Source organism: Chitinophaga filiformis, assembly GCF_021646545.1.
Classification (GTDB): Bacteria; Bacteroidota; Bacteroidia; order Chitinophagales; family Chitinophagaceae; genus Chitinophaga; species Chitinophaga filiformis_A.
The window spans coordinates 118,440-142,433 of sequence record NZ_JAKIRP010000013.1 but is presented as its reverse complement, the minus strand read 5'-3'; the positions used below and the strand labels follow the sequence as shown (position 1 = coordinate 142,433).

The window sequence follows — 23,994 nt, the reverse complement described above, 5'->3', positions numbered from 1 at the left end:
TATTAAGACATAAATATCGCTTTGATACCGCTTTGATACCGCTAATCCTACGTTAATGCTACGTTCGTGAACGTAAGATTAACGTAGGATTAGCGGTATCAAAGCGGTATTAAAGCGAATAATGTGCGTTGAAACCTGGGATGATGATTCGCGGCGATCGGCCCTGTAGGGGCCGTGTGTTTGTAGCCCGGGGTTTTCAACCCCGGGTCCGCAACCCCGTTCCGCGAACCGGTTGGATCCCGGAATGGACGTTTTTTCAACCCTGGGTCCGCGAACCGGTTCATCCCGCAACGGACGTTTTTTCAACTCCTGTTTCGTGAACCGGTTGAATTCCGGAATGGACGTTTATTAACCCCGGGCCCACAACCATTTCATTCCCACGTTTTGGCGTCCTATGCACATGATTTTGCGTCCTGTGGACATTCCTCAAAACCGCTTTCAGTTCTTTCCTAATATTGCCTGGTAGCGATAGGAAAGTGCCTTTACTGAACGATGATCTTCTTCACTTCGCGGTTGCCTTTCTGGTCGATCACTTCCAGCATGTAATAGCCGGGAGGCAAAGTTTGCTGCAATGACAGCGGATAGGTGCTGCTTGCTTTGCCTACGTTGATGGCTGTGGTGAATACAGGCTGGTTGAGTGAGTTGAACAGGATAACACGGTATTTACCTGCCGTATGGTTCACCAGTTGGAGGTTCAGCTGGTTGCCGGTTAGCGGGTTCGGATAAGCCACGATTTCAGCGGTGTTGTCTGCCAGTTTAGCCGTGCTGGTAGTGCCGGTACGGGTCAGCGTGAGGTAGTCAACATTGAAGCCGTCTGTTTCCATCACGACACGCAGTGTTTTAATGCCGGTAGTGAGGGCCGGTGTGGTGGCAGTCAATGTCTGGTAAGTCTGCCAGCCGCCGGTGTTGGGAATGTTGATGGTACCCGAGATGTTCACACCGTCCAGTTCTACATGCAGGCGTCTGCTGCCGTAAGGGGAAGCAATGCCAACCTGTAGTGTGTAAGTACCGGGTGTGGTGATATTCACTGTGTAGTTCATCCATTCGCCGGCAGAAGTATAGCCTACATCATAGCCGCCGTCGCCGCAGGCTTCTACGTCTACGCCTTCAGATCTGTATAGGCCGCCGTTGTTTGCAGGATCTGCGTCTGAGTAAGCGATACCTTGTCCGCCGTTATCGAAGTTCTCGGCCTCGATCCTGCCCGGGATGGCAGCAGGTGTGCCACCAAAGGCGTTGGTGGACGCTTTCACGGTGTCGATGCAGCTGGCAGTTTTGTTACCGTCTACAGTAGTGACGGTGATCGTAACGATGCCCGGTGCTATAGCGGTTACTTTACCGCTGGTATCAACGGTAGCGATGGCGGGATTGGAGGAAGTCCAGGTCTTCGCTTTGTTGGTAGCATTCACAGGCAGGATAGTGGCTGATAATTGCTGCGTGGCACCCACGTTCAGATTGCCGGAACCGGGTGTTACGCTGACGCTGGCAACGTTCACACGGCCAAATACATAGAACTCATGGATGGACCAGTAGTTGCCTTTGGAGCCTGTCTGTACGATACGGATGTAGCGGCCTACCTTTTCAGGGAAGGTGATGAGTGTCATGCCCTGCGCACCGGCGCCTGAAGCAATAGGGCTGCCCCAGTTGATGCCATCCATAGAGATGTAAGCGCTGTAACCAGCAGGAGAGTCGGAAGGACTATCCGTAGCATCCAGTATAATACGGTTGATGGTATTGACTGTTTTCATGTCTACTGTGAAGGTTTGTCCGTTCACCTGGCCACCCTGCGTATCCCAGCGGGTTGCGGCGTTGCTGTCGAGCGCATTCTTTGCGTTGCTGGTATTGACAGAGGCGGAGGCTGTCCAGCCCTGTCTGTCCATCACGCCAGCTACGGATACAGACCAGATGTTACCCAGGTTATTTTTCCATAGCGCGGTTTTGTAAGCATCGATGTTGGCGCTATCAACGATGGAAGAGTGTGCGGAGAATTTAGGTTCTGCTCCTGCATTCAGCAAGGTACCTACGGGCCAGATGGTGGAGTTGTGCAGGTTCAGCGAACCATTGCGGATAACGCCCCAGTGCTGGAAGCCAGGTTCTGCGAAGTTGGCCGTTTGCAGGTTGATGCTGCCTCCGGCAGTTACGATAGACCTGGCGGGATTACCCCAGTAGTCGGAGTTGAACAAGTTGATCTGACCGGTGAATGTGCCGGTGGTATTGAGATAACTGGTAGACGTATCCTGGTTGTTGTTCAGGGCTACGATCTGGCTGTTGATGAAGTCGAATCCGCCGCTGCCCAGTTTTTCGAAGCTGATCGCATTTTTAGTGCCATCCAGTCCGAGGCCCATACTGATGCCGGAGGCACCGCTGCCCTCATTGGCGAGGATCAGGCCACGGCGTGCGCCGTATACGAAGTCGTTATAGAGGATCTCATTCTGAGCGTTACCGAGGATGATGAAATCCATGTTGTTCAGCTGATAAGAGTATATGGCAGAGTTGTCGCCCTGCGGTGAGTTGGGCCAGCTGCCGAATTTCGACTCTGCACCGGCAGCATACGCGATGGTGTTGAACTGGGTGTTGGAGATTTGTCCGCCGGTAGTACCGCCCCCCACTTTGATAGCATTGTGGAATACATGTCCGGCCAGCCAGTCAACATAGTGATTGTTACACTGGTAAGTGAACATATCTATACCATTGTATACAGCACGGAGGCCTACGTTCACGATGTATACATCATTGCCTGTTACCTGTATGGTGTAAGGATATGCGGGGAAATTAGGCACCAGTGAAGCCATCTGTTCCGGATAGTTGATGGTGACACCCTGCAGACCGCTACCGGCAGATAACTTAATGAAAGGCGTACCATTAGGATTGCCTTTATCAGCATACGGTTCCAGTACACTGCCTGGTCCTGTAGGCGTAGTGCTGTTGTCGGCCGCTCCTTTGAGCTCTACGTTTGTAGGTACTGTCAGGTGACCGGTCACTTTATATTTTCCCGGCGGCAGGAACACGATACCGCCACCGTCTGTACCGGCTTTTGTCAGCGCGTTCTGGATAGCGGTGGTATTGTCGGTCACGCCATCAGGTTTAGCGTTGAAAGGCGCTGCGGTAGCAAGGTACAATACCTGCCGGGAGGGTTTGTGTGTAGTTTGTGTGATGGTGGGGAACGGAGGCAGCTTTTTCAGCGTCAGCGGCGTATGATCGATGGCGTTAGTATAGAGCGAATTGTTCTGGATACTCACACCCTCTTTGAAACGGTTGCCGGTGATGATACCTCTTGCATTAGTGCCTAAAGCTATCTGCGGAGCTTTGTTATTAAAGTCGCAGTCGGACGCCGCGAAGGTACCGCCTCCGATGTTTACATTACCACCGGTGATCGTACACTGTTGCAGCATGATCCTCGCTACGCAATCGGGATCGGCGGTAATGGCGTCAATAGATCCGCCGAAAGTACAGGTATGCAGCTGTAAGGCGCCATTGGTGGAGGAACCGCCGCCAACAGCGAGGCCGGTAGCGCAGTTGATCGTCGTACAACGGGCAAACATGATGCCTACATTGCTCACTACCTGTGCATAGATGCCGGTTTTACAGTTGGTAAAGGTCATGGCGTAGTTTTGTCCGTTAGGGACAGCAGGCGCACTGGGAATAGAGGTAACCGCGTGGAAGCCGATCGCATAACCTTCGATGTCCACGAATGCGGTATACGACCAGTCATTTCTGCGCATGACAATACCGGTACCATTCTGGTAGATCCAGTTAGCGTAGGAGCCACCGGCTGCAGGTGCATTCGGCAATCCGGAGCCAGCCCAGTAAGCGGGGGAGAAGTTGACGTTTTCAATTCGTCCTACGTCAACGATATTATCGATCTCCACACCTCTGGATAAGGGAGTACCGTATACGCCGTTAATCACCGGACAGGTGCCACCGTTCGTTCTCGAAAATACAACGCCCGTATAGGCGTTCACGAAGGTAACGTTCCTGGCGTTGCAGAATTCATTACCGAAGTAGTTAGGCGCTCCGAATATGATAGCCGGAGGGTAGGGTGTGATATTATCCGGCAGTTGTTCCGGGTACCAGATGGCCAGATCACGCACGGCTGCGGAGGTCTGCATGGTGATGAAAGGTGTTGCATTTTCGTCGCCACGGCCGGCATAAGCCATCAGGATGGTACCGTTAATCGGCTGGCCTTTGGTCGGTTTCTGCCATTCACCGCGCAGGGTGATACCTTTTGGAATGAGCAGATTACCACGGATAACGTATTTGCCGGCAGGCACATACAAAGTACCGCCACCCAAAGCACCGAGAGCGTTGAGGCGAGCCTGGAAGATGCTGGTAACATCGGTCACTCCATCGCCGGTAGCGCCGTAATCGGCAACGGAGTAGGTGATGACAAAAGCATCGGTAGTTGGGTATGCAGGTTGGGCCAGTCTCCAGTTCTGGGAGAAAGCGGGCGTAACGGTCATACCTGTCATGATAATGGAGAGGACAACGGCGAAGAGAAACGTAATTCTCCTGCGTGTCGTAGCACGGGTTGTGATCATATGGTTTTCATTTAAGGGAGTTGGTTAGCAAGGTTTTTCGATAGGTACAACTGGCGGGTGCTGTACAGTAAATTGGTTTCCTAAAGGATATAGTTGTAATGGATCAACAGCGCCTGGAAAGAAGTAGTAGACCTATCCCGGATAGGTAAAATAACTTTTCTCAATCAAACCACAACAAACTTCAGGTCGTTTTATGGTGCGAATATAATGGATAAAATCGAAATTGATCGATATACTGAGATCAGGTATACTTGATTAAGTGATAGAAATATTTTATTGTTTTTCGATAAACATTTATTGATATTTGCTTTGTAAATTAACCTCATTATGAAAACTAAACCAGAGAAAGTACTACGGACGCTGAATATGGTGGCATGGGTCGGTTTTGTGGTCCTGGCCATCAGGGCAGGCGCCTTGCTTACATCGTACGGGGTGAGTATTTTCAACCCTGCGGCAACAAAAAATTTATATATGGGGCTGGACCTGTCGCCTTTGCGGGAGCATAGTTTCTGGCACTATACGTCGATGATTTTATTGAAGATCGCTTTTTATGTCCTGGAGGCGTATGTAGCGTATCTGTTGATCAGCGTATTATCGAAGATCAGGATGAAGAATCCATTTACAATGGAGGTTGCAAATAACCTGGTGAGGATGAGTAATGTTATAACGGCTGCATGGATTGTAGCTGTGATCCACAATTGGTATGTCGGGTGGCTGTCGTTCGACATAGCGGGTTTAAAACTGAATGTGATCCCGTTGGAATTCATATTCGTATCCGGAGTGTTGTTTGTGATTGCACAGATATTTAAAAAAGGAGTAGAATTGCAAACTGAAAATGAGTTAACTGTATAGATTCATGCCGATTATTGTAAACCTGGATGTGATGATGGCGAAGCGGAAGATGTCATTGAGCGAGCTTGCTGAGAAGGTAGATCTTACGCTGGCCAATCTTTCGATACTTAAGACAGGAAAGGCGAAGGCGGTGAGATTCAGTACGCTGGAGGCTATTTGTAAAGTACTGGATTGTCAGCCGGGAGATATATTGGAATACAGAGGCGGTATACCAGAGAATGAAGGAGCGTAAAATATAAACAAGGGCGGTTCAATGAGTGTTGAGCCGCCCTTCTTTTGTTTTATTTAGCTGCAGTCGCAACAGCAGGTGCTTTTGCGCCGCGGAATCTTTTCAGGAAGTGCTTGGCCAGTGATCTTCTGATCTTCCAGGTACGGTGTAACTTCGCGAATGTGAAGTTCTTGTATTTCGCATCCCAGAAGTTAGTGTCATAACCTGTCCAGATACTGTACCCGGAGTGGATCGTCTTTCCGAGGAGGTCCCATGGTTTTGGTGCTCCTGCGAAATGGAATATGACGTTGTCCAGCTGTGCGGGCGGCTGTTGTTCCGGTGTCCAGATATTGTTAAAGCGGCCTTCGAAGTAGTGAAAGCTACCGGCGCAAAGACCGTTGAGGATCGTTTGATCGTGTGACGGGAATTCCTGCGGGAATTGTTCGAAGAGCTCCAGTATACGCTGATCCATGTTCCGTTCTTTCCATACTTTCAGATTGAACAACAATACGCCCGCGTTGAAGCAGCGTTGTTCCCCGTCAACGTTTAATTTTTCCATCAGAAATTTACCGTCCAATGCATTTTTGAACGGTCCTCTTGGTGCTGCTGCCAGGAAGTGATCATCAAATTTGATATCCTGCAGTGAGAGGATGTCCAGCAGAATCAGCAGATCGGCATCCAGGTAGAGCGCATAATCTGCATTGATCACTTCAGGAATGAGGAACTTACCGTAGGTAGTCCAGTTGCCGTGCAGGGAATTGAGGTGACCGAATCTCTTAGGGGCATCGAAGTCATGAAATTCCGTTTTACCACGGTATGCTTCTTCCTGCAGCAAACGCAGGATATTGTCTTTATGTTTAGGGGCAACTTCTGAACAGATAAAATGAAGTGTCAATTTTTCTGTGTCCCGGCAGTTTCTCACGAGTGATGTGAGTGTTGTACCCAATCCTTCAAATGCAAGAAGGTCGATTACAAATGCGATGTGCATGTTGAATTAGGTTGTAAATGAATAAAGATGGTGTTGTGATATATGGTATAGTATTATCCAGGTATATAAATATAACAATACAAATATATGAATGAAATTTATAATTCCTATATCTGGGCTATATTTCTTGATTTGTGGCTTTAACTGAAGATAGTAGTTATGACTGCAGGGGGCTTGCGGGCGGTTTGAGTATGAGGGATTAGCGGGATTGGACTTCGCGCGATCCGGTTTGAGTGTGGGGGATTGATGGGAGATTGGACTTCGCGCGATCCGGTTTGAGTGTGGGACCACTGGCTGAGTTCTTTGAAGTTCCTTGCTATGAACGTTTTTTTTCGGTTGGGCGGTGGGAATGCTATTAAACTCCTGGTGGGTCGTGTCAACATACTTCAAACAACTTAGGCCAGTGATCTCCACCTCAAACCGTCCGCAGTTATTGTCGTCCAATTGGGGTAGGGGTAAGAGGAACGGTGTAATAGGACGATTACCTGCGTTCGGTTTGAGTGTGGGACCACTGGCTGAGTTCTTTGAAGTTCCTTGCTATGAACGTTTTTTTTCGGTTGGGCGGTGGGAATGCTATTAAACTCCTGGTGGGTCGTGTCAACATACTTCAAACAACTTAGGCCAGTGATCTCCACCTCAAACCGTCCGCAGTTATTGTCGTCCAATTGGGGTAGGAGTAAGAGAGAGGGCGGACGTCTGCAAGGCGACCTTTTTGTGGATATAGGGTCTGATGTTAGGGTGGTGTTGAATTTTGTTTTTGACTCGTGGTAGTGGTACGCTGTCAGCATACCTTAGTACTCAATGTACTCAATGTACTCAATGTACTTAATGTACTTAATGTACTTAAAGTACTTAATGTATTTTATCTGTTTATGTGGGCTAATGCGAAGGTCATGTATATTATGTTGCCTTTGGGGGCAATTGTAAGGGCATAAAATCCGGGAATGGACATTACGGTGTTTCAAAACCGGACAATATAAGCGTGTTTTGATGTTGTAAGTAATTGATAATCATATTTGGAGGTATTTGGCATACTTTCGGTGCGCTGACATCACACAACCCATACCATTATGATCAGGAACTATTTCAGAATTGCCTGGCGCAATCTTTTGAAGAGCAAAGGGTATTCCCTTATTAATATTGGCGGACTTGCTATGGGCATGGCAGTGGCTATGCTGATCGGTCTGTGGATCTGGGACGAACTTTCCTTTGATAAGTACAATAAACATCATGACCGCATTGCGCAATTGATGCAGACACAGGATTTTGGTGGACGCTTGGATACCTGGCAGACGATGCCCTATCATGTGGGTGATGAGCTGCGGGAGCGATATGGGAGTGATTTTAAGCGGGTGGTGATGTCTTCCTGGGATTTTTATAAGGTGCTTTCTTTCGGCGATAAAAAGCTGCGTAAGATAGGGAAGTTTATGGAGCCGGATGGGCCGGCGTTGATGGATATTAAAATGTTGCGAGGCTCACAGGATGCGCTGAAAGATCCTTCTTCTGTTTTATTATCTGCATCTACCGCTGCTGCCTATTTTGGCAATGAAGATCCTATGGATAATACCATGCGGCTGGATAATAAAACGAATCTGATCGTAAAAGGTATATATGAGGATCTGCCTTATAATTCCAACTTTGGTCGTGTCGGTTTTATCGCTCCCTGGAGTGTTTATATCAATAATGATCTGGCCTGGCTGAAAACCAGTAGCGATACCTGGGGCTTTAATAGCTTTCTGACGTATGTGGAGCTGGCGGATAACGTAAGTATGGCTGGTGCGTCAGCGAAGATTGCCAAATTAAGGGCAGAACATCTTCAGGGAGAAGATAAACGTTTTAAGCCGGTTGTTTTCCTGCATCCTATGAGCAAATGGCATCTGTATGAGGAGTTTAAAAATGGAGTGAATACGGGAGGGCGTATACAGTTCGTGTGGTTATTTGGTATCATTGGATTGTTTGTGTTATTGTTAGCCTGTATCAATTTTATGAACCTGAGCACGGCGCGTTCCGAGAAGCGCGCGCGGGAAGTGGGGATACGTAAATCCATCGGCTCTCTTCGCTCACAGCTGATAGGTCAGTTCTTCAGCGAGTCGCTCCTCGTAGTAGCGTTGGCGTTTGTATTGTCTATCGCTATCACACAGTTAACGCTGCCTTTTTTTAACACTGTGGCTGATAAGAAGATGTCTATTCTCTGGACAAATCCTGTCTTCTGGCTGACAGGCATCGTTATTACTTTTCTGACTGGATTGGTGGCTGGTAGTTATCCGGCTTTATACCTTTCTTCTTTTCAGCCTGTTAAGGTGTTGAAGGGAACTTTTCGTGTAGGGCGCAATGCCGCTTTGCCCCGGAAGATATTGGTGGTAATGCAGTTCACCGTTTCGCTGGTACTGATCATCGGTACTATCATTGTATTCCGGCAGGTGCAGTTTGCCAGGACGCGGCCGGTGGGGTACTCCCGCGAGGGGCTGATATCTACGGAGCAAAATGTGCCGAATATTCATGATCACTTTAATGCGGTACGCAGTGAGTTGATCAATAGCGGTGCGATCGTTGAGATGTCCGAGGCCAGTGCTCCAACGACTACTGTATGGCAGACGAACGGGGGGCTTTCCTGGAAAGGTAAAGATCCCAGTCTGACGATAGATATACCAACTGTAACAATATCGCCGGAATATGGTAAGACAGTAGGCTGGCAATTCAAGGCAGGGAGAGACTTTTCAAACGACTTTGCGTCAGATTCCACCGCGTTTGTAGTGAATGAAGCGGCAGTGAAGTTTATGGGACTCAAAGATCCTGTCGGTGAGATCGTGCAGTGGGATGACAAGACATTTACCATCATAGGTGTAGTTAAAGACATGATCATGGAATCACCTTATCAGCCGGTACGGCCGGCGGTGTTTCGTATGAACAGGGAGAACCTGGGGATTATACTTATCCGTATTAATCCTGCCATGGATGGGCACACGGCATTGGCGAAGATTGAAACGGTGTTTAAGAAGTATAGTCCTGAACAGCCATTTGAATACCAGTTTGTGGATGTTGAGTATGCGAAGAAATTCAAGACGGAAGTGCGGGTGGGGAAGCTGACAGGGTTCTTTTCTATACTGGCGATATTTATAAGTTGTCTTGGGCTGTTCGGCATGGCGTCGTTTATGGCAGAGCGACGGACAAAAGAGATTGGTGTGCGGAAGGTGTTGGGGGCGTCGGTGTTTAATTTGTGGACGATGCTGTCGAAGGATTTTGTGGCGTTGGTGGCGGTGGCGTTTTTGATTGCGATGCCGATGGCGTATTATTTTATGCATGGGTGGTTGCAGAATTATCAGTACCGGTCGGAGATATCGTGGTGGATTTTTGCTGTAGCGGGGTTGGGGATATTGGTGGTTACGCTGGTAACGGTTAGTTTTCAGAGTGTCAGGGCTGCGTTAATGAATCCGGTCAGGAGTCTTAAGGCTGAATAGGTTTTTGAAAGCCGCGTCTTTTGGATGCGGCTTTTTTGTTTTGGACGTGGATTATGCGGTTCGGTTGGAGATGGTGGGTTGTGGGGATTGGACTTCACGCGATCCGGTTTGAGTGTGGGACCACTGGCTGAGTTCTTTGAAGTTCCTTGCTATCATCGTTTTTTTTCGGTTGGGCGATGGGAATGCTATTAAACCCCTGGTGGGTCGTGTCAGCATACTTCAAACAACTTAGGCCAGTGATCTCCACCTCAAACCGTCCGCAGTTATTGTCGTCCAATTGGGGGTAGGGGTAAGAGAGGGACGGACGTATGCAAGGCAACCTTGTTGGATTCATGTCAGCCTCTTGGAGGAGTGACGGTTATTTGAATTCAATGTCATTTTGATATGATTCAGTTATCCGATCATTTGTCCGATTATTTGTCCGATTCAGTTATCTGATTCAGTATTCGATCAGTTATCTGACTCAGTATCCGATCAGTTATCTGATTCACTTAGGTAATTCCCTTTATCTAATTCGCTTATTTGCTGGTTTAGTGTGATTCAATTTGAAACGGTTCCATCTGTTTGTTGTCACTTGCATTTGACTCCTGATTAGGATGACGCAAATTATATTGTAGGGAGAGCGAAAGTAGCACCGGTTTCAGATGGGAATGGCGGGCCTTCGGCTCTCGGGTGACACGACTGATACTGTTAAATCTGTATCCAAAATCCTATACGATTGACAACGCTCAATAGTCATCCAGAGAGGCGCCGACCGCCATCCCATGCTGAAACCGAGCTACTTTGCGTGAATAATAAAATCAGCAACTGATCATCCAAAGACTGGAACCGATCTACTTTGCGTGAATAATAAAATCAGCAGCTGATCATCCAAAGACAGGAACCGAGCTACTTTGCGTGAATAATAAAATCAGCAACTGATCATCCAAAGACAGGAACCGAGCTACTTTGCGTGAATAATAAAATCAGCAACTGATCATCCAAAGACTGAAACCGAGCTACTTTGCGTGAATAATAGAATCAGCAACTGATCATCCAAAGACCGGAACCGAGCTACTTTGCGTGAATAAAGGGATGCCAGTACTTTATTGCTTCCGGAACTGAAAGGTGCCCCACAGGTCTGGCGATAACATGGCTTCAGAAGGTACATCCGCAGTAATGCCGGTTGCTTTATTGCTCCAATAGAGGCGGGAGGTGGTCTCACCTTGATTACCCCGTAGAATGCCTATATCCCCCTTTATTTTAAGTCCGTCGACGGCCTGGAGGCCCAATGCCGATAATGGTATGGAAAGCTCGTAATTGCCCCCGGAAGTGGCAAACTGGAGCTGGCTGGTGAGATTATCTACCCTGTCGAAGGTGATCGTCCTTGAAGGGGAGGAGAAAGGCACTTTGTCTTCCGTACGGGTACCTGGTACGACGGCGCGGTAGAGTAATGCCTGCGGCTTGCCGTTGATGACACTGATGAGCAGTCGGCAATCGCCGGCAACGGGTGTGCGACGGTTGGGATCTGCTTTGGCGTTGGTACTGCCGATCATGATGTCGAGTGCGCCACCGGTTTTAAAAGGCGCCTGTGGCATTTCGCCGGAGTTGTCTGCCAGGTGCGGATTGCCGGTGCGGAAGGCTGCGTATAATCTTCCTCCCGACACGGTGAGGGCGCCGGTAACGTCGTAAGGTTGCGCGCTGGAGTTGAAGTATCCTTTTACGCCCCTTTTGTCGATATCGGCCCAGGAGGCGGAGCTCCAGTCGTTCAGTTTGCCGTCGATGACAGGCTTTTGAGAAAGGATGTTCACCTGTAAGGTCTTCGGTCCTGTTGCCTGCTGGCGGGCGGCCTGTGTGGCAGCCATTGCGGAAAGGCTTCTGTTGAGAGAGGACTGATTGACGGTGATGGTCATGTCGGGCAGACGGCTGATGTTGTCCATACCGTCCAGTCTTACGATAGCGCTGCGGGCGCCATCTACCAGGTAGACCTTCCCATCCTGGGTGGCAGTGATGCTGGGCCAGAAGTTCTCTTCGCCCAGCGTGATGCTGTCGAGCGGCATATTCCTTTGTGCCGAAGGCATCCGCCAGATCCTGCCGCTTCTCATATTCTGGAAGAGGGATGCTACGAAGAGACCATCCGCAGTAAAGATATAGACGTTACCGTGATTGCCGTTGATGGCCCAGAGCGGACCTGCATCGCTGCCTTTGACATTGAAAAAGCCTCCCAGCAGACGGGTGGTACCGGTGAGCTGTCCGGGGAGGTCTGCAACAGGTGCATTGTGAGATGCGTGCAATCCCGGCCAGAGGTTGGGATAACTCCATACAGGGGTTCCGTTCTTTGTACCGCTGACAGAGAGCGGAGAGAATGGTTTCGCACCTAGGGTAAGTATGTTCCAACCGTCAGGGCCTTCCAGCAGCTGGTCGCCGCCGGAGGAAGCGGGAGATTGTACACCTTGTGCAAGTATTTTTCCTTTGTTGATATCGTAGAGAGGCACGCCCAGTTTGGTGGTGCCGGTAACGGCGAAGCGGACGGCTTTATCATTGATCCTGGCCACACAGAAGGAGAGGTCAGGCATGATGGTGACACCGCCGGTGGTGCCCTGCTGGTATCTAACCTCATTGGGTTGCACGCGGGCGTCGCCGTTCAGGTCCTGCCATATGAAGAATGCCTGGCTGGAACCTCCCCTGGCATTGAGGTTGACGCCCTGGGGCCAGGAGGCTTTAAAGGCGTCTCCTTTCAGGAGGTCCCATTGTGATGCTTGTCCCATGGCAGCTACAGGGTATGCAATACCCTCCCGCCTGATGAAAAGGTAGGCGATAGGAGCGCCGCTGGTAGGGTTGCTGTTGTAGCAGTTGGTGAAGTATTGTTGTCCGTTGTAATAGAGCGGTGTTTCCGGCGCTGCATTGCGGGATGCCAGTGGCAGGTCGTCAGCGTCGGGCCGGTAGTAGACCTGTTTTAAGGTGGAAGTACCCGTCTGCCAGTTGATGGCGAACTCCATGGCGCCATGGGCGTCGTCGGCGTAATAGAAGCGGGACTTATCCTGCGGATCGAGGGTACCGCCACCGCCATATTTCGGAGGACCATAATACGCGTGCAGCAGTTTACCATCCAGCGACCATACGCTGACCCTTTTGGGCAGGTAATCGGCTTCTGTTACCCATAGTTGCTGGTTGGCGTCGATGGTGATGCCGGCGGGATTGTTCATGTGCTGCGGATTGTACGGGCCGGCAGCAGGAGCGCCGGGCGTACCGATCTGCCGGAGGTACTTGCCTGCGGGAGAGAATATTTTAACGGTGTGGCTTTTGCCACGATCGCTGATGTAGATATTGCCTGATTTGTCGAGTGTAAGTGCATTGGGTGCTTCCAGTCCATTGTCAATTAGTTTCTCTGGTCTGTTACTGCGGAGGGAGCCGGTGTAACGCAGCAGATCATCTCCCGAAAGCAATAACAGACGTCCAGTTGCATCATAACACATGCCTGCCGGTGCGGTGATCTGTAGGCTGTCTGTCACCTTGCCCTGACTTACATCGATCATTAGAATGCGGTTCTTGTTACGAAGACTGATGAGCAGGATACCGTTGTTGACCGCCATGCCGGAGATGGCATCCTGTACGTCATCCAGTTGGATGGCGCCCAGGGAATATTTGAGGATCTGTTTTACGTCGTAGTCGTTCTTTTTATTAGCGCTCAGGGCATTGATGCGGAGTTCTGCAATACCGGATTTTTTGTTGGTCTCCCATGCGGATGCCACATACAGATCGGTGCCGGGAATAGCTTTGGGGCCATTGTCCATTGCCATGAAGGGAGCGGCAGTCCAGACGCCGCCTACCCAGGTACGGCCTCCGCGTTTGCGGCCATTCATATCGATCCATGCCATGCCATCGGGGCCTTCAGTGATGTAACAGCCTAAGAGTACTGCAGGTTGTCCGGTAGGTGAAGCGCCTGCAGGGACAAATAATGCGGCCTGCGGAGGTGTATGATTGGCCAGCCAGGCACCGGTATGGTCTTCCGTTCTCCAGGGAGGAGTACCGGTTGAATAAGTTGCCAGTTCGTAATGAGCGTTGATAGCGCCTCTTACCAGTCCGCGGACCTTATATTGTCCTGGTGTGACCATCTTGCCTGGAACGCTGTACACGCCATGTCGTGCAGCGTCGCCATCTCTTCCCAGATCATCAAGGCCATCCCATTGTACGGTGTTCTTACCGGCGGGAAACCATGTTTCGGCAACCAGATTGCGTACGCGTATGCCGGCGCTGTTTTCAACAACCAGGGTAACGTAACCGGCTTGTTTTAAAGTGAATTGGATTGGTATGGCGCTGGGTGATTGCTGGGCGAAGGTGTGGTGTGTTACTGATAAAAGTAGTAGTGTAATAAACAGCAGGTATTTCTTTGACATGGATTAGCATTATGGGTGGTGTAGGGCAAAGATAATGCCGGGGAGTGGCAGATGCAATGCCTGGCTTTATGCCGTGGGCGTACGCGCCTTTGGCGGTGGCGTACGTGGCTTTGGTGGTGGGCGTACGCGGTTACCTCCTTCGTCAATAACCTTATGCGGTGGGCGTAAAAAAATAATTGGCAGTTATCTCCGTTGCTGCGGTTTCAGGTGGGACATCGGGCTGTATCCCTTTTCGAGACTTGCTATTGGACTTTGTCAAGCGTGGGGGCCTTGGGAATGCTGATTGAACTCCTGTCAAGCGTGTGAGGCTCTCTAAGGGATAAGGCCCGACGTCTCCACCTGAAACCTGGCGACTTTGATGCCCCGATTATAGATAGTCGTCAAATACTTTGGGAGGTGTTGCTATGTATGTGCTGTTTATGTACTGTGCAAGTGGCGTTACCCAGGAGTAACAGTGAAGCTACCATGGCTTTGAGGTGGACTTACAAAAAAGCATCGTTGCTATCTCGCGTATGTAGTTGTGGATACCAATTACTGAATAAATAGGGGCGATATGTTGTGTTTTGAGGGTCTTATTGCTGGTTGGTTCATGTATCCTGCTTATAAAAATGAGGTGAAGATGCTGAAATGTTGGTTTTGGGGCATAGGGATACAAGCGGAGCAATGCTGTCGTCAGTTGAAATGAAAACATATTTATTCATGCATGAGTGAGCTGCGTTATCATTCCTTCAACGGATATACGGAAACGCGTCGTCTGCTTTGATGTTTCTTCACTGTCTGACAGCAAAGAGGGATGATGCGCAGCTGAGGTGTTTTGTTCGTTTTGACCTTTGGAGTTTTCCTTGCGGGCAGTACTGCAATGATGTCTATTGCTGCCGTTTCTTTCTTCGGAGATATTACTATGCTACCGTTTATTTCATAGCCGCATTGTATTTCGAGCATGATGAGCGTTTGCTCTTTGCTGGCAGGCAGGGTAAGGGTGATGGGTTGAGGTGCGTTGTTACGCTTTATGGTGATAGTCTCGCTGGCGACAGCAGCTGTGGTGTTTTGTCTGAAGTTGAATGGCAATGCGATTGCCTTTACCGTGATATGTGTAATGCCTTTATAGCGCTTTGCATTGCTGATATGGATACCGGGCAGCAGGACAGCTGTCCTGTTGCCGTTTTCATTGGTGATGACAGGAGTGCCGGTTAAGAAATCGTGTGTTGTTTTAACAGTGTTGAAGTGAAATCCGCGGAGGGATTGCATGTTTTGATGGGTGGGCAGTTTAAAGCCGGTTTTGTGAGCTGTATCAGCTTTTACAAGGTTGATAAAAGCTTTGTTAAGCCGGTTGTGGTCAAAGTGGTAGCCATAATACTGCAGCCATGGGCGCAGGGCATGACGAACCAGGCGACTGCATCTGCAGGCAGTGCCAAAGTCGGTGGCAGCTCTTTTTGTGGCGGCGGTCCGCCGTACGTGTTCTGCGGCCTGGCGTGTCCACCATTCTTTCTCACCTTTTTTGTTTTTCCTGTAATAGCCTACCCGGTCTTTCAGCTTGCCGCTATACGGGAAAAAACCTGTTTGTCTACTCATCTTTATTGATTATGAATGTATTAAGGTAAGGGAAAGATGGTGTCTGTGAGCAGGATGTGCATAGTTTGTGCATATATACCGGGGATATGGTGGGGAGGGCTTTTCCCCGGATTAGGGGATTTTATCCGGAGCATTTTTGATGGAAGTTTGTGTAAGATAATGAATGCGTTACGATATCATTCGTCTGTATAGTTCCGGCTCTTGTTTAGGTTTATATTTCAAAGAAGGGGCCTGGCCGTCTGGCTGGGCCCTGATTATTTTCGGAAATTTGTTGTTCCTCCTTCGTTTTATTATTGCCCGTGGCGAACTTTTACAAAGATGTTATGAACAGGAGGATGGTTCCGGCCAGTTAGTACCTGGACGATTGTTGTTCCTCCTTAGCGTTTTATGATTGCCCGATCTGTGGCGAACTTGTTACAAAGATGTTATGAACAGGAGAATGGTGCCGGCCAATTAGTACCTGGACGATAGAAGACCATGTTTGGTGCAGGGACATGACCGGGTCTCCTGGTAGCCGGGTTTCTCTCCGGGCAGGCGCCGATTATATCAGGTTGGGGATTGTCGCTATCCGGTGTGCTAAGGGTTGGCGCTACCGTGCCAGTTTAACAGTGTATCTGCTGGCATAATATTTAGACTATACTATATACTAAGTATTTATGTTAGAACCAGATAGCTGACGCTGATGAAGAAAGTTACCCTGATTATAATACTGTTTTTAGCCCTTCCCGCCTGCCTGATCGCGCAGCGCAGGGATGATGACCAGGACGAGGATACTGTACCCCGTAAGGACGTGATAGACCTGTTTAAGGGTGTTATCCATTACAAACCGAAGCCACCTAAAAAAATAGGGAAGAGAAGGATCTATTATTCATTATTGCCATCGGCATCCTCTATGCCGGGAGGTGGCGTGGCACTGATCACCTCTACGAATGCGGCCTTTTACCTGGGTCCACGAAGGACAACCAACCTGTCAAACGTATCGTTCACCCCGTCTTTTTCCTTTAAAGGGCGTTTTTCTTTCGCCCTGCGGTCCAATATATGGCTGGAGGGTAATATGTACAATATGGTAGGGGATATGCGCTTTATTATCAATCCGCAGTACACCTGGGGAATGGGAAATGGCGTACCTGATGAGCAGAAGCAGTTATTGGGGAATAATTATCTCCGGTTCTATGAAACCTTTTACCGTAAGGTGAGACCTAAATGGCTGGTGGGGGTGGGGTATCATATGGACTGGCATTCCAACATCGGCATCAGGGATAATGATAGTCTGACGCTGTCGAAATTCGTGAGTTACAAGTATGGAACGGACGTCAGCCAGACCGTCTCGTCGGGGATCTCTCTCAACCTGTTGAAGGATTCGAGGCAGAACTCTATTAATCCGCAGGCAGGGCATTATTTTAATGCGGTTTTCAGGATCAATCCCACGTTCCTGGGTAGCAACGACAACTGGGAGTCCTTATACCTGGATTACAGGAAGTACATTCACTTCGGTGATGAAAGGCAGCAGAATGTACTGGCTTTCTGGGGATTTTATTGGACAACGCTGAGTCGCAAGACGCCTTACCTGGACCTGCCCAGTATTGGGTGGGATCCCAATACGCGGAGCGGGCGGGGGATAGATCAGAACAGGTTCAGAGGAAAAGGGTTGATCAATCTCGAAGCAGAATACAGGAGGGATATTACCAAAAACGGGTTGCTGGGTTTTGTGGTATTTGTGAACGCGAATACTGTCACACAGGCAGATAACTACCGGTTTACAGGCTTGCATCCTGCTACTGGGGCAGGGCTGCGTATCAAGTTCAATAAGCGGTCAGGTACGAATATAGCGTTCGACTATGGCGTCAGTAAGTATGGCAGCACGTTTAGTTTAAACCTGGGCGAAGCGTTCTAAACGAAGAAGCGCTAACGGAAGTATACCGGTAGTTTTCGATTTTCGCTAATTTATAACTATACAGTAATTTTATACCGTAATACCTAAGCAATACCGCATGTTTGATGTTTTCCAGCAATATCTCCAATCGAAAGGCAGCTTCACGCAGGAAGAACTGGCGTTAATCCAATCCCGAAGCTTTATTAAAAAGCTGCGCCGGAAGCAGTACCTGTTACAGGAGGGGGATGTATGGAACTACTATGCATTTGTAGCGAAAGGATGTCTACGGAGCTATCACCTGGATGAAAAAGGTATTGAGCGTATTATGAAGTTCTCGGTGGAGAACTGGTGGGCGGGCGACAGGGAGAGCCTGGTGAATGGAACCCCGTCTACTACCAATATTGACGTACTGGAAGATGCGGTGGTGGTGATGTTCAAAAAAGAGGATTTTGAGCAGCTGTGTCAGGAGATACCGGCCTTGAATAAGGTGGTCAACACGCTGGTACATAGGAGTTATATCGCTGCCAATCACCGTATTCATGCAGCTATCAGTTACACAACTGAGGAGAAATACAAAGACTTTATCGAAAAGTACCCAGACCTGATGAACAGGATACCGCTGCATATGATCGCATCGTACCTGGGCGTGACGCCGGAAACGCTCAGCAGGGTACGGTCGCAACCTGCAAAGAAGTGATTATCAAAGTTAATGAGAAAGAGCCTTGACATTTGTCAAGGCTTTTTCTTTACAGTTTTAAAGGCTTTTCCATATTAGTTGTCATTGGAACAGGACCCTGTTATGATGCAATTTTACATCGTTGATCATCAAACAAAATCAACGATAAGCCATGAAAAAGACAATAGGAATAATAGGAGCAGGTGCGATAGGACTGGCTTTTGCAACGCGGGCTGCAGCGGCAGGGCATGAAGTAATTATCAGCAATAGCAGGGGACCGGCATCGCTCAGCGCAGTTATAAAAGATCTGAAAGGTATACAGGCCGGTACCAGAGAAGCAGTTGCGCAGGCAGACGTAGTCATGATAGCAGTGCCCTGGCAGCACCTGGATGCGGCAGTGGCAGGACTTGACCTCTCCGGAAAGATTGTATTTGATCCCATGAACCCCATTATTACTCCCGGTTTCATTGTAGCTGATCTCGGCGGAAAGACCTCCAGTGAAGTGGTTGCCTCTAAAGTGCCGGGTGCGGCACTGGTGAAAGTGTTCAATACTTTGCCGCCGGCACTGATCACCGCTAACCCTGCACAGAACGGAGATAACAGGGTAATGTTTTACTCAGGAGATGATAAGACCGCAAAAGAGATAACACACAGATTGTTAAGCAGTATGGGATTCGCGGGAATAGATCTGGGAGGATTGGTACAGGGCGGCAGGATGCAGCAATTCCCCGGAGGGCCGCTTGCAGCGATTCATTTGGTAAAATACTAAGGAGAAAGGCCGGAACTGTGTCGGGAGTGTAAGGCATGCCCATAACATCTCCGGGAAAGAAAAGAATAAAATAACAAACAGTAAAACACATTAACAACAAGTAAACACTAAATATCATGTCAAACTTAGCAAATAAAGTAGCTCTGGTAACAGGGGGCAGCCGTGGCATCGGCGCGGCAATTGTTAAACGTCTGGCCGCTGATGGCGCAGCGGTAGCATTCACATATTTAAGTGCTGATGACAAAGCGAATGCGCTGGCTAATGAAATAAAGAAAGCTGGTGGCAAAGCCATCGCGATCAGGGCCAACAGTGGCAATGTAAAGGACGTCGAAAATGCTGTTGAGGAAACAGTTAAACAGCTGGGAAGGCTGGATATATTGGTCAACAATGCCGGTGTAGCTGTATATAGCCCGGTAGATAATGCTGCAGATACATTGCCGGCGCTGGAGCAGCTGCATGCTGTGAACGTCAGAGGAGTAGCTACTGCCGTACGCAGCGCCTCTAAGTACCTGGGCGAGGGTGGACGTGTGATCAACATTGGTTCTAATGCCGCCGAAAGGATGAGCACTGCCGGGTTTGCGGACTACTCTGCCGCCAAAGCCGCCGTAGCTGCCTATAGCAGAGGATGGGCACGGGACCTCGGTAAGAAAGGCATCACTGTCAATACCATACAACCTGGTCCGACCGAAACAGATATGAATCCCGATAACACCGATTTCGCGAAAGTAGTAAAGGCAGAAACAGCCTTGGGCCGTTATGCGGCTCCGGGTGAAATTGCAGCGGTGGTTGCGTTTTTAGCAAGCGCAGATGCATCTTATATCACCGGATCTACGATCACTGTGGATGGCGGTCAGAACGCATAACTACATACAAAGAAAAAGTATAACCGGTAGCCGATGGTTACCGGTTATCTCTTTATATTGCAGGATATGAAAAATGTTGTTTTAGCCAGTACTTCCACATTACACGGAGAGACTTATTTGTCATACCTGCTACCGGTGATCAGATCGCTGTTTGCCGGTATCTCTGAAGTGATCTTTATTCCTTATGCCCGTCCCGGAGGTATCTCACATGATGAGTACACCGACAAGGTAGCAACGGTATTTGCGACAGCCGGACTGAAGGTGCGGGGATTGCATACTTTCAATGATCCTGCAGAAGCTATCAGGAACGGCGCAGGATTCTTTACGGGAGGCGGAAATACTTTCCTGCTGGTGAAACAACTGCATGAACTGCAATTAATGGATGTGCTGCGCTGGGAGGTAGAAAAAGGAAAGCCATATCTGGGTACAAGTGCAGGCAGTAATATCGGCGGTGTGAATATGCAGACAACGAATGATATGCCGATCGTTTATCCGCCCAGCTTCCAGACAATGGGACTGGTGCCGTTCAACCTGAATCCGCACTATCTCGATCCTATTCCGGATCTGCCACATATGGGAGAAACCAGGGAAACGCGGATACGGGAATTCCAGGAGCAACAGGACCTGACTGTGGTAGGGCTACGCGAAGGCAGCTGGATCAGGGTGAAGGGATCAAAGATCACGCTGGAAGGAAGTGTGTCTGCCAGGATCTTTCAGAGAGGAAAAGAAGCCTATGAGCTGGAAGTTGGTGAGGAGATTATTTTTTAATTGTTATTCTTCATGTATCTTCAACACGATCTTTCCACGAACGTGTCCACCCTGCACTATTTTCTGTGCTTCTGCAGCCTGTTCCAGCGGTAATACTTTGGCTATGACCGGTTTGACCCATCCTTCGTCTACCAGGCTGGCAATAGCGGCCAGGTCGTCGGGTTCGGTCTGCGTATACATACCGATCAGACGAACGCCTTTTTCATCAAAAGCGTCTTTGTTTTCTGGTTTCAGGGTAGTGACCAGTATTCCTCCGGGCATTATAAATTTCAGGGAGCGTTGCTGGGTTTCACCACCAATTGTATCGAGTACGAGGTTGACGCTCGAGATGGTGTCCTCATAGCCGGGCGTGTGGTAATCTATCACTTCATCCGCGCCTAATTTTTTTAAGAAGTCATGATTCTTTTCGGATGCAGTGGCCATGACGTAAGCCCCTTTCCATCTGGCAAACTGTACGGCGAATGTACCTACTCCGCCGGAGGCGCCGTGTATCAGCACTTTCTGACCAGCCTCTAACTGGCCATGTGTAAACAGGCACTGCCATGCGGTCAGGCCTGCGAGGGGAATAGCGGCAGCTGTTACGTGATCTATAGAGTTTGGTTTATAGGCCAGTTCATTTGCCCTGACTGCGACATATTCCGCATATGAGCCGTCGCGTTTAACATCTGGTCTTGTATAAACGGCATCTCCCTTTGTAAAGTTACGGACGTTGGCGCCAGTTTCTTCAATGACGCCGGAGAGGTCCCATCCGGGAATAAAGGGAAGCGGGTGTTCAGCCTTGCCTTCTCTTATTTTCCAGTCTACGGGATTGACACCACTTGCATAAACCCTTACCAGTACTTCATCGGCATTGATCCGCGGAACGGGCACCTCTTCCATCTGTAATACTTCGGGTCCGCCGTAAGAATGGATTTCAATTGCTTTCATATCCTGAATTTTAGGGGGTATAAAATGAGTGTATGAAAGCGTCGTAAAAACTGTGCCACGAAAGGCGGCCAGAAGTGGAGCAATGCTTAATAAGATAAGCCTGGTGTTTTCCGCAGGTAGGTATTGGCGGTCAACTGCTTTAACATAAAATCAGCCACATCAGCCCGTGAAATCTTCATTTTAAGTTTCTTTTCTGTTACGGGGAAGCCTTGTTTGTAAACACCGGTGTAAGCATCGTCAGTAAGATTGGCGGGGCGTGCAATGATCCAGTCCAGCTGGCTTTGTTTAATATATTCTTCCTGCAGGGCATGGTCGGCGAACGCTTTCTTTAAGATGAAAGGCACGATGATGTTTCTAAAGATAAACGGGGTCTGGGCCAGTAATTTTTTACTGTCACCATATCCCAGGGAGGTCTGGCAGATGAGGCGTTTCACGCCGGTTGCTTTCATTGCCTGAATGATGTTTTTGGTACCGTCAGACCTTATCCTGCCGGTTTTATTGGCGGGAGCGCCGATGGCACATAGCACGGCGTCGTGTCCCTGCATAGCGGGGATGATAGAGGAAGGGTCCATGAGATCGCCTTTTGCGATGGAGAGATTAGAATGCATGATACCGAGTTTTGCAGGATCGCGGACGAATGCAGTAACGAGATGGCCCTGTTCAAGTGCCTGTTCAACTAAACGTTTGCCGGTTGCGCCCGTAGCGCCGAAGATGATGAGTTTCATTATAGTTTGTTTTTGTTATCCCAAAGCTATAATGTCTTCATAGCGAAAAATAGAACGAAACCGTCACGGCTTATTTTGTCAGGATAGATAAGTTTTCAATGAGCTCTTTTGATCTTTTCTGGAACTGAAAAGGGGAGAAGCCTGCAAATTCTTTGAAGGCCCTGATAAAGTGAGATTGATCTGCATATTCATTTTCAAAGGCGATATCAGAGAGCTTATTGTAATCGCTTTGCCTGAGCAGATGCATGGATGCCTGGAAGCGGGAGATACGCGTGAATAGTTTTGGTGTGATACCGACATGTTGTTTGAACTTGCGTTCAAAACTTCTTTCTGATAATTGTAATTCCTCTCTCAATTCCTTAACGGAGATGTTGCCGTTTGCACGTTTTATACGGTCCAGCACATGTTGCATGGACTTATCTGCAGATTGATTGTTACTGTTGATCTGTGCCAGCAGATAAGAACAGAGCGTATCTATCTGAGCCTGAGAGGAGTGCAGGTTGGATAATTGTTCAGAAAGGCGGAAGCCGTGTTCACAGGCCATCAGGTCGAGATCGAGGCAGGTATCTGTGAGTTCGTCAGCATTGAGTCCGAAGATGGATTTCAGTGCATGCGGATAAAAGAAAATGCCTATTGTATTAAACAGGCCGTTTATCCGCAGTTCGGCATGCTTGGTGGCTTGTCCGTAGAGGATAGTGCCGGGCAGTTGTTTATTATTCTGGAATAAAATGCCTTTGTCCTGGTGCTGGAAAATAAGTCCGGGACAGCCGTCGGCGATGGTCCTGAAGGAGGCTGCAGAGATATCCGTATCATGGCTTTCCAGTACCCAGAAAAACCGGATGTAATCTCTCAGGTAGTCTGGCGGGGGTATTTGTTTGAATTGCATACCCTATTGCGTTTTCAGCCTAAAGGTACTATGTATTGGCAGATCTGCAAGCGGTAAAGCAGGTTGAACTTATCATGCATCGGGGTTTTTGTTTCCCGGGGATTGTTTATAAATTGGCTGCATGGAATTACAGGTCTTAAAAACATTATTGGTAAGGTTCCTGGAAGGGGACCTGCTGAAGGAGCATGAGGGGGAGGAATTATTGACAGGATTGGAACAATTGATTGAGCAGAATGAACTACACCTGCTTGTGGGGACAAAGTATCGTATTGAGGATGAGAAGGTATTGTCCGAGTACGATCTGAAGGAAGTTTACTGGGAGGTACATATGTTTTATGGGCATCATGAAGACGATCATGATCATGATCAGCATGATGAACCGTCAGTGGAAGGGAAGCCGGATTTTCTGCATAGGTGGGGATGGTTGCATATGTTGTTAACGGCATTGGTGGCCGTGCTGGCGTATATGCTGATACGAAGGTATGCTTTGTGACGGGTGGGGGCAAAGCCCCCTTTTT

The 23,994-nt window shown here is 48.8% G+C and carries 16 protein-coding genes; 9 read left to right on the top strand and 7 right to left on the bottom strand.

From position 1 onward, the window contains the following. Window positions 1-482: 482 nt before the first annotated feature. Complete coding sequence (locus L3C95_RS25930; protein ID WP_236392265.1) at window positions 483-4,535, bottom strand: glycosyl hydrolase family 28-related protein; 4,053 nt, start codon at window positions 4,533-4,535, stop codon at window positions 483-485. A 327-nt stretch (window positions 4,536-4,862) separates the two neighbouring features. Between L3C95_RS25930 and L3C95_RS25925 the strand changes: the two genes are divergently transcribed. Next, entirely contained in the window at window positions 4,863-5,387 is a 525-nt protein-coding gene (locus tag L3C95_RS25925; protein WP_236392263.1) for a DUF2975 domain-containing protein, read from the top strand. A 4-nt stretch (window positions 5,388-5,391) separates the two neighbouring features. Continuing rightward, entirely contained in the window at window positions 5,392-5,619 is a 228-nt protein-coding gene (locus L3C95_RS25920) for a helix-turn-helix domain-containing protein (protein ID WP_236392261.1), read from the top strand. A gap of 49 nt (window positions 5,620-5,668) precedes the next feature. Here the strand turns inward: L3C95_RS25920 and L3C95_RS25915 are convergent, their stop codons facing one another. Next, a complete protein-coding gene (locus tag L3C95_RS25915; protein WP_236392259.1) occupies window positions 5,669-6,583 on the bottom strand; it encodes a glycosyltransferase family 8 protein in 915 nt (304 codons plus the stop codon). A 1,070-nt stretch (window positions 6,584-7,653) separates the two neighbouring features. On the opposite strand from L3C95_RS25915, the gene L3C95_RS25910 reads away from it, so the two are divergent. Beyond that, on the top strand, window positions 7,654-10,041 hold the full coding sequence (locus L3C95_RS25910; protein ID WP_236392257.1) for an ABC transporter permease: 2,388 nt from the start codon (window positions 7,654-7,656) through the stop codon (window positions 10,039-10,041). Window positions 10,042-11,126: 1,085 nt separating this feature from the next. Here the strand turns inward: L3C95_RS25910 and L3C95_RS25905 are convergent. Further along, window positions 11,127-14,417, bottom strand: coding sequence for a hypothetical protein (locus tag L3C95_RS25905; protein WP_236392256.1), 3,291 nt, complete (start codon window positions 14,415-14,417; stop codon window positions 11,127-11,129). A gap of 720 nt (window positions 14,418-15,137) precedes the next feature. Then, entirely contained in the window at window positions 15,138-15,989 is an 852-nt protein-coding gene (locus L3C95_RS25900; protein WP_236392254.1) for a hypothetical protein, read from the bottom strand. A gap of 682 nt (window positions 15,990-16,671) precedes the next feature. On the opposite strand from L3C95_RS25900, the gene L3C95_RS25895 reads away from it, so the two are divergent. The 5 genes from L3C95_RS25895 (at window position 16,672) to pepE (ending at window position 20,938) form a co-directional block, all read left to right on the top strand. After that, the gene (locus tag L3C95_RS25895; RefSeq protein WP_236392252.1) at window positions 16,672-17,883 is read left to right on the top strand and encodes a BamA/TamA family outer membrane protein; all 1,212 of its coding nucleotides are present in this window, start codon (window positions 16,672-16,674) and stop codon (window positions 17,881-17,883) included. Window positions 17,884-17,980: 97 nt separating this feature from the next. Next, window positions 17,981-18,559, top strand: a complete 579-nt coding sequence (locus L3C95_RS25890; RefSeq protein ID WP_236392250.1) for a Crp/Fnr family transcriptional regulator — start codon at window positions 17,981-17,983, stop codon at window positions 18,557-18,559. Window positions 18,560-18,710: 151 nt separating this feature from the next. Beyond that, complete coding sequence (locus L3C95_RS25885) at window positions 18,711-19,307, top strand: NADPH-dependent F420 reductase (protein ID WP_236392248.1); 597 nt, start codon at window positions 18,711-18,713, stop codon at window positions 19,305-19,307. A gap of 116 nt (window positions 19,308-19,423) precedes the next feature. Further along, window positions 19,424-20,170, top strand: a complete 747-nt coding sequence (locus tag L3C95_RS25880) for an SDR family NAD(P)-dependent oxidoreductase (protein WP_236392246.1) — start codon at window positions 19,424-19,426, stop codon at window positions 20,168-20,170. A 66-nt stretch (window positions 20,171-20,236) separates the two neighbouring features. After that, the gene (gene pepE, locus L3C95_RS25875; protein ID WP_236392245.1) at window positions 20,237-20,938 is read left to right on the top strand and encodes a dipeptidase PepE; all 702 of its coding nucleotides are present in this window, start codon (window positions 20,237-20,239) and stop codon (window positions 20,936-20,938) included. A 3-nt stretch (window positions 20,939-20,941) separates the two neighbouring features. Here pepE and L3C95_RS25870 read toward each other — a convergent pair whose 3' ends face one another. From L3C95_RS25870 to L3C95_RS25860, 3 genes are all read right to left on the bottom strand, one after another. Further along, the gene (locus L3C95_RS25870; RefSeq protein WP_236392243.1) at window positions 20,942-21,865 is read right to left on the bottom strand and encodes an NADP-dependent oxidoreductase; all 924 of its coding nucleotides are present in this window, start codon (window positions 21,863-21,865) and stop codon (window positions 20,942-20,944) included. Window positions 21,866-21,951: 86 nt separating this feature from the next. Then, entirely contained in the window at window positions 21,952-22,590 is a 639-nt protein-coding gene (locus tag L3C95_RS25865) for an NAD(P)-dependent oxidoreductase (protein WP_236392241.1), read from the bottom strand. 70 nt (window positions 22,591-22,660) lie between these two features. After that, the gene (locus L3C95_RS25860; RefSeq protein ID WP_236392239.1) at window positions 22,661-23,476 is read right to left on the bottom strand and encodes a helix-turn-helix domain-containing protein; all 816 of its coding nucleotides are present in this window, start codon (window positions 23,474-23,476) and stop codon (window positions 22,661-22,663) included. A 121-nt stretch (window positions 23,477-23,597) separates the two neighbouring features. Here L3C95_RS25860 and L3C95_RS25855 point away from each other — a divergent pair, with 121 nt between their 5' ends. Then, window positions 23,598-23,969 carry a hypothetical protein gene (locus L3C95_RS25855; RefSeq protein ID WP_236392237.1) on the top strand — a complete coding sequence of 124 codons (372 nt, stop codon included), beginning with the start codon at window positions 23,598-23,600 and terminating at the stop codon, window positions 23,967-23,969. Window positions 23,970-23,994 lie beyond the last annotated feature (25 nt).

Bases quoted from the DNA above. Each gene is read 5' to 3' on its own strand.
- L3C95_RS25880 (WP_236392246.1), top strand. From the start codon at position 19,424: ATGTCAAACTTAGCAAATAAAGTAGCTCTGGTAACAGGGGGCAGCCGT.
- L3C95_RS25930 (WP_236392265.1), bottom strand. From the start codon at position 4,535: ATGATCACAACCCGTGCTACGACACGCAGGAGAATTACGTTTCTCTTC.
- L3C95_RS25855 (WP_236392237.1), top strand. From the start codon at position 23,598: ATGGAATTACAGGTCTTAAAAACATTATTGGTAAGGTTCCTGGAAGGG.
- L3C95_RS25895 (WP_236392252.1), top strand. From the start codon at position 16,672: ATGAAGAAAGTTACCCTGATTATAATACTGTTTTTAGCCCTTCCCGCC.
- L3C95_RS25905 (WP_236392256.1), bottom strand. From the start codon at position 14,417: ATGTCAAAGAAATACCTGCTGTTTATTACACTACTACTTTTATCAGTA.
- L3C95_RS25885 (WP_236392248.1), top strand. From the start codon at position 18,711: ATGAAAAAGACAATAGGAATAATAGGAGCAGGTGCGATAGGACTGGCT.
- L3C95_RS25860 (WP_236392239.1), bottom strand. From the start codon at position 23,476: ATGCAATTCAAACAAATACCCCCGCCAGACTACCTGAGAGATTACATC.
- L3C95_RS25865 (WP_236392241.1), bottom strand. From the start codon at position 22,590: ATGAAACTCATCATCTTCGGCGCTACGGGCGCAACCGGCAAACGTTTA.
- L3C95_RS25920 (WP_236392261.1), top strand. From the start codon at position 5,392: ATGCCGATTATTGTAAACCTGGATGTGATGATGGCGAAGCGGAAGATG.
- L3C95_RS25910 (WP_236392257.1), top strand. From the start codon at position 7,654: ATGATCAGGAACTATTTCAGAATTGCCTGGCGCAATCTTTTGAAGAGC.
- L3C95_RS25915 (WP_236392259.1), bottom strand. From the start codon at position 6,583: ATGCACATCGCATTTGTAATCGACCTTCTTGCATTTGAAGGATTGGGT.
- L3C95_RS25890 (WP_236392250.1), top strand. From the start codon at position 17,981: ATGTTTGATGTTTTCCAGCAATATCTCCAATCGAAAGGCAGCTTCACG.
- L3C95_RS25870 (WP_236392243.1), bottom strand. From the start codon at position 21,865: ATGAAAGCAATTGAAATCCATTCTTACGGCGGACCCGAAGTATTACAG.
- pepE (WP_236392245.1), top strand. From the start codon at position 20,237: ATGAAAAATGTTGTTTTAGCCAGTACTTCCACATTACACGGAGAGACT.
- L3C95_RS25925 (WP_236392263.1), top strand. From the start codon at position 4,863: ATGAAAACTAAACCAGAGAAAGTACTACGGACGCTGAATATGGTGGCA.
- L3C95_RS25900 (WP_236392254.1), bottom strand. From the start codon at position 15,989: ATGAGTAGACAAACAGGTTTTTTCCCGTATAGCGGCAAGCTGAAAGAC.